The organism is Kitasatospora sp. NPDC001539, from assembly GCF_040298565.1.
In the GTDB taxonomy this organism is placed as follows: Bacteria; Actinomycetota; Actinomycetes; order Streptomycetales; family Streptomycetaceae; genus Kitasatospora.
In genome coordinates, this window is the sequence record NZ_JBEPAK010000067.1 from 23112 (window position 1) to 29977 (window position 6866).

General features: G+C 73.0%; 3 protein-coding genes. All 3 read left to right on the forward strand.

Going from position 1 to position 6866, the window contains the following annotated elements; genetic code table 11:
• Nucleotides 1–19 precede the first annotated feature (19 nt).
• Nucleotides 20–1006: an ATP-binding cassette domain-containing protein gene (locus ABT247_RS13665; protein WP_350742242.1), complete on the forward strand. Its 987-nt coding sequence runs from the start codon at nt 20–22 to the stop codon at nt 1004–1006.
• Nucleotides 1003–1818: an ABC transporter permease gene (locus ABT247_RS13670; RefSeq protein WP_350742244.1), complete on the forward strand. Its 816-nt coding sequence runs from the start codon at nt 1003–1005 to the stop codon at nt 1816–1818. Before ABT247_RS13665 ends, ABT247_RS13670 begins: the two co-directional genes overlap by 4 nt.
• Before the next feature lie 122 nt (nt 1819–1940).
• Nucleotides 1941–6866 (forward strand): non-ribosomal peptide synthetase (locus ABT247_RS13675; RefSeq protein WP_350742246.1); only part of this gene is annotated, 4926 nt, incomplete at its 3' end.

Below are 6866 nucleotides of genomic sequence, written 5' to 3' on the forward strand. Positions count from 1 at the left end.
CGAAGAGAAAGGAGCTGCTGTGGAGACCATCCGCGTCGAGGGCCTGACCAAGTCCTATGCCGGGACCGCGGCCCTGTCCGCGATCGACTTCGCCGCTCGAGCCGGCACGGTCCTGGGACTGCTGGGCCCGAACGGCTCTGGCAAGACGACCACGGTACGGATCCTCTCGACCCTCCTGCACCCCGATGAGGGGCGGGCCTGGGTGAGCGGCCACGACGTCGCGGCCGATCCGGACCGGGTGCGTGCCGCGATCGGCCTCACCGGCCAGTACGCGGCGGTGGACGACGAACTGTCCGGGCAGCAGAACCTGGAGCTGATCGGACGATTGCTGGGCCTCTCCCGCGCGGGGGCACGCGAGCGTGCGACGGAATTGATCGAGCGGTTCCAACTGGAGGCGGCGGCCCGCCGGATGGCCAAGACCTACTCCGGCGGCATGCGGCGCCGACTCGACGTGGCCGCCAGCCTGGTCGGTCGCCCCAGGGTGCTCTTCCTCGACGAGCCGACCACCGGTCTGGACCCGCGGAGCCGCAGCGAGGTCTGGGCGCTCGTGCGCGAACTCGTCAAGGACGGCGTGACGGTGCTGCTCACCACGCAGTACCTCGAGGAGGCGGACCAACTGGCCAACGACCTGGTGGTGCTGAACCAAGGGCGGGTGGTCGCCACCGGTACGCCGACCGAGCTGAAAGCCCGGGTGGGCGGGCTGACGCTGGAGGTGCGGGTGCTGGACCGGGCCCGGTGCACCGAAGTGGCCGGCTACCTCACGGCGATCAGCGGGTCGGAGGCGACCGTGGACCAGGACACCGGTCTCATCGGAGCCCCGGCAGGCGACGCGAAGTCCCTGCGCCTGCTGGCCCAGCGCCTGGAGGACGCCGACGTCCCGTTCGTCGAACTGGCGCTGCGGCAGGCCACCCTGGACGAGGTGTTCTTCGCCCTGACCGGCCGCGTCGAGCCCACGGCCGCCCCCGAGGCCGTGGCGGCCGGAGCCGTTGAAGGGAGCCACCGATGAGCGTCACCGATCCGAGCGTCCGTCCCGCACCGCTCACGGGCGCGGTCCGCGGCGGACTGTTGAGCCACACCCTGATCCTGGCGGGACGCAACCTGACCAAGCTCCGGTCAGCACCGCAGCTCGTGGTTTTCAGTGCCCTGCAGCCGATCATCATGATGCTGCTCTTCATGGTCCTCTTCGGCGGCGCGGTGTCCGGCAGCCAGTCGGACTACCTCCAGTTCCTGCTGCCGGGCATGCTGGCCCAGAACGCGGCCTTCATGGTCACCAACGTGGGTCAGGGCATCAACAGCGACATCGAGAAGGGCATCTTCGACCGCTTCCGCAGCCTGCCCATCGCCCGGTCCGCCCCGCTGGTCGCGCACATCATCGGCGACCTTCCGCGGCAGGCGGCCGCCACCGTCGTCATCCTGGTCTTCGGGTTCTGCGTCGGGTTCCGGACCCACACCAACCCGTTCTCGATCCTGGTGGCAGTGCTGCTGGTCCTCCTGGTGTCGTTCGCCTTCTCCTGGATCGCCCTGACGATCGGCCTGGTGGCCAAGAAGCCCGAGTCGGTCAGCATGCTCGTGATGATGCTGCTGTTCCCGCTGGCGTTCGGCAGCAACACCCTGGTCGGTACCAGCACCCTGCCCGGCTGGCTCCAGGCCTGGTCCAAGATCAACCCCGTGTCACTGCTGACCGACTCCATCCGGGGCCTGCTGACCGGCCCGACGTCCGGAGTCGGTTCGCACGTGCTGTCGACGGTGCTGGCGTGTGGCGTCGTGTTCGCCGTCTTCGTGCCGTTGGCCATCCGGGCGTACGGACGCCGGATCTAGGGCCTGCCCTCAACGCCGTCACCCGAACCGGACGCGACGTCGCCCAGCCCCCGGCTGGGCACGTCGCCCGGTTTCCGTTCGGGCTCTCTCACCGCCTTGTTCATTGCAGAAGGGGACGTACCGTGCCTAGCGAGACCTCGAAGCGCACCGCGAGCGAAGATGTGGCCGACCGCTCGAGGCGCGAACTTGCACTGACCGCTGCGCAGTCGGGCATCTGGCACGCGCAGCAGCTCGACCCCTTCAGTACGGCCTACCAAGGCGGCGAGTACCTGGAGATCGCCGGCCCGGTCGACGCCCGACGGCTGGAGCAAGCAATCCGGCAGACCCTGGACGAGGCGCAGACGCTCCGCGCACGGGTGGTCCCCGGGCCGGACGGCCCCCACCAGGTCGTCGAACCGGTGACTGACTGGGCGCTGCCGCTGGTGGACCTGCGCCGGGCGCCCGATCCCCGGGCCGCGGCCGAGCAGGAGATGCGGCGGATCCTGGCCACGCCCCTCGACCCGGGCGCCGACCCGCTCTTCGGAAGCGTGCTGTTCGCCGTGGAGGAGGACCGCTACCTGTGGTTCCACCACTACCACCACCTGGTGGCGGACGGCTTCACGGTGTCCGCAGTGGCCCGGCGCGTCGCCGAGCTCTACACCGCGGCGGCGGATCCGGACCGGGAGGTCGCCCCGCCGTTCCTGCCGCTCGCCGAACTGGTCGAGGCGGACGCCGCCTACCGGGCGTCGGAGCAGTTCGAAGCCGACCGGGCGTTCTGGGCCCTCGAGCTCGCGGACGCGCCCACGCCTGCGTCGTTCATCGACAGGCCGCCGACGCTGCCGCGCACCAAGGTGCGGAGCACCATGACGCTGGGCTCGGCGGAGTTGGACGGACTTCGCGGTGCGGCCCGCGAGGCGGCGGTGGCCTGGCCGGTGGCCGTGTTCACCGCGGTGGCGGTCTATCTGCAGCGCGTCGCCGGAACCGACGAGGTGACGCTCGGCATACCGGTGACGACCCGGCTCGGCCGGACCGCCCTGCAGACGCCGGGCATGGTCTCCAACGTGCTGCCGCTGCGGCTGTCGCTGCGCTCCGGCATGACGGTCGACGAGGCGCTGCGCCACGTCTCGGAGCGCCTGCGCGGGATCATGCGGCACCAGCGGTACCGCTACGAGGACCTGCGCCGCGAGCACGGCGGCACCGGCCCGGACAACGTCCTGGTCGGCCCCCAGGTCAACGTCATGGCGTTCGGAACCGAGCTGGCCTTCGACGGGCACCCCGCCACCGTGCACAACCTGTCGATCGGGCCGACCGACGACCTCTCGGTCGTGGTGCACACCCGGGCCGGGGGCACCGAGCTGCGCATCGACGTCGACGGCAATGCCGACCGGTACGGGGCCGACGAGGTCGACACGCACCGGCGCCGCCTGGGCCTGGTCCTCGAGCAGCTCGCCTCGGCCGACCGCGACCTCCCGCTCGGCCGGCTCGCGATCGACACCCCTTCCGGGACGGCGACCGCTCCGGCGGTCAGCGGCACCGCCGCCGGGCCCCTGACTCCGGCTCCGGACGCGACGCTGACCGGTCTGTTCTCCCAGCAGGTCCGGCGGACGCCGGGCGCCCCGGCACTGACGTACGCGGGCACCACGCTGACGTACGGCGAGCTGGACGCCCGGGCCAACCGGCTGGCCCACCACCTCATCCGCCGGGGCGCGGGCCCGGAGCGGTACGTCGCCCTGGCACTGCCGCGGTCGCTGGACCTCGTCGTGGCCGTCCTGGCCGTTCTCAAGACCGGTGCCGCCTACGTGCCGATGGACCCGGAGGCACCCGCCGACCGGCTGGCGTTCATGCTCAGCGACGCGCGTCCCGCCCTGCTGGTGACCGCCGGCGCCGCGGACGGCGCTGCCCACCGGTGGTCCGCCGTGGAGCGGCTGGTCGTGGACGCGCCCGAGGTCCTGGCCGCGCTGGCCCAGGAGCCGTCCACCGAACCGGTGGTCGAGGGGCTGACGCCGGACAACTCCGCCTACGTCATCTACACCTCGGGCTCCACCGGACGCCCCAAGGGCGTCGTGGTCAGCCACCGCAACGTGTCGCGCCTGTTCACCTCCGCCGCCGAGCACTTCGAGTTCGGGCCCGCCGACGTGTGGACGATGTTCCACTCCTTCGCCTTCGACTTCTCGGTCTGGGAGCTCTGGGGCCCTCTCCTGCACGGCGGCCGGCTCGTCGTGGTGCCGTTCGACGTGTCGCGCTCCCCCGAGGACTTCCTCGCGCTGCTGGCCGAGGAACACGTGACCGTGCTGAACCAGACCCCGTCGGCGTTCCACCAGCTCGTCCAGGCCGACCGGGAGCGTCCCGACCGGCCGCTGGACCTGCGGTACGTGGTCTTCGGCGGTGAGGCGCTGGACCTGGGCAGCCTGGCGGCGTGGTACGACCACCGGCCCGACGACGCTCCCGTGCTGGTCAACATGTACGGGATCACCGAGACCACGGTGCACGTCAGCCACCTCGCGCTCGACCGAGCCGGCGCCGCCCGCGCATCCGGCAGCCTCATCGGCGGTCCGCTGGCCGACCTGGACCTGCTCGTCCTGGACCAGGCGCTGCAGCCGGTGCCCGCCGGCGTCGTGGGCGAGCTCTACGTGGTCGGTGACGGTCTGGCCCGCGGGTACCTGGGACTCCCCGGGCTGACGGCGAGCCGGTTCGTCGCCGCGCCCTTCGCCGCGGCCGGCCGACGGATGTACCGCACCGGTGACCTCGCCCGGCGACAGCCGGACGGCTCGCTGGAATACGTCGGCCGGGCCGACGACCAGGTGAAGGTGCGCGGCTTCCGGATCGAGCTGGGCGAGATCGAGGCCGTGCTCGGCAACCTCCCGGGCACGGCGCAGGCCACCGTCCTCGCCCGCACCGACGGGCCGGGCGGAACCACGCTGGTCGCCTACGTGGTGCCGGCGGCCGATGAACCGTTCGACCCGGCGGAACTGCGCCGGCTCGCCGCCTCCGCCCTGCCGGACTACATGGTGCCGAGCGCCTTCGTGTCCGTCCCGACGATGCCGTTGACGGTGAACGGCAAGATCGACCGCGCCGCCCTGCCGGCACCGGACCTGAGCGCCGGGGTGTCCGGCCGAGCCCCGCGTACCGCCCGGGAGTCGCTGCTGTGCGACCTCGTCGCCGAGGTGCTGAACCTACCGCGCGTCGGCGTCGACGACGACTTCTTCGCCCTGGGCGGCGACAGCATCCTGTCGATCCAGCTGGTCGGCACCGCCAGGCGCGCCGGTCTCCGGTTCACCACCCGCGACGTCTTCCACTGCCGCACCGTCGAGGCGCTGGCAGCGGTGGCCGAGCACGGTCCGGCCACGGCCGACGACCGGGGACCCGACACCGGTGAGCTTCCCGCCACCCCCGTGATCCGCTGGCTCCAGGAGCGGGGCGGTCGGATCGACCGGTACCACCAGGCGATGACCTTCACCACCCCTGCCGGGGCCGGCGCCGACGATCTGACCGCGGCCCTCCAGGCGCTCCTCGACGGCCACGATGCCCTGCGCGCCCGGCTGCTGGCGCCCGGTGACGGCGCCTGGCGGCTGGCCGTCGCGCCGCGCGGCACGGTGTCGGCGGCCGCCTGCCTGCGGCACGTGGTCCTCGGCGGCGACCCGGCGAACGACCCGATCGAACGCGAATCCCAGGCCGCGGTCGGCCGACTGGCGCCGCTCGACGGCGTGATGCTGCAGGCCGTGTGGTTCGACGCCGGTCCGGAGCAGCCCGGCCGGATGCTGCTCGTCCTGCACCACCTGGTGGTCGACGGCGTCTCGTGGCGCATCCTGCTGCCCGACCTGGCGGCGGCCTGGCAGGCCGTGCGCGGAGGGGGCGACCCCCGGCCCGCGCCGGTCGGCACCTCGCTGCGCCGCTTCGCCGGCCTGCTCACCGCGCAGGCCGCCGACGGCGCTCGGGAAGCCGAACTGCCGTACTGGCGTGACATCCTGAGCACCGACAACCCGCTGCTGGGCGACCGCCCGCTGGACGCCGCGCTCGACCTGGCGGGGGCGCAGCGCCACCTGACGCTCACCCTGCCCGCCGACCTGTCCACCGCCACGCTCACCACCGTCCCGACCGCCTTCCACACGGGCGTCCGCGAGGTCCTGCTGGCCGGCTTCACCGCAGCCGTCGCGCAGTGGCGGACCGACCTGGGCCGCGGATCGCAGCCGACGGTGCTGCTGGACCTGGAGGGCCACGGCCGGGAGGCCGTCGAGCACGACGTCGACCTGACCCGCACCGTGGGCTGGCTGACCACCCTGTTCCCCGCCCGCTTCGACCTCGCCGCACTGGACTTCGCCGACCTCGCCGCCGGCGGCCCGGCCGCCGGGCTGGTGCTGCGGCGGGTCAAGGAGGAGCTGCGGGCCGTCCCCGACGGCGGGATCGGGTACGGCATCCTGCGCCACCTGGCCGCGCCGAATACCCTGCCTTCCCGTGCGGACGGCCGTGCCCCGCAGATCCTGTTCAACTACCTCGGACGCTTCGGATCCCCCGACCTCTCACAGGCGTGGACCCCACTGCCGGGCCTGGACGGGTTCACCGGCGCCGAGGACCCGTCGATGCCGGTCAGCCACGCGCTGCAGGTCAACGTACTGGCGCAGGAGCGGGCCGAAGGGGCGGAGCTGTCCGCGGTGCTGTCCTGGCCGGGCGGAGTGTTGACCGACGATGCCGTGAGCGCCCTGACGCGGCGGTGGGTCGAGGCGCTGGAGGGCTTGGCCTCGCACGCCGCCCGGCCTGACAGCGGTGGCATCAGCCCCGCGGACGTCCCGCTGGCCGAGGTCACGCAGAGCCGACTCGACGCCCTGGAGGCCGAGGTCGGCCCGCTGGCCGACGTGCTGCCGCTCGCCCCTCTGCAGCAGGGCCTGCTGTTCCACGCCGAGTACGACACGCGGCAGAGCGACGCCTACACCGTGCAGTTCCGCTTCGACCTGGAGGGGCCGGTCGAGCCGGCGCGGGACGACGGCGAGCAGCAGCGGGAGCAGCAGGGCGAACAGCCACGGGGCGTCGGCGGAGTGCCCGACCAGCGCCGAGCCGGTGGAGGCGAGCAGCGG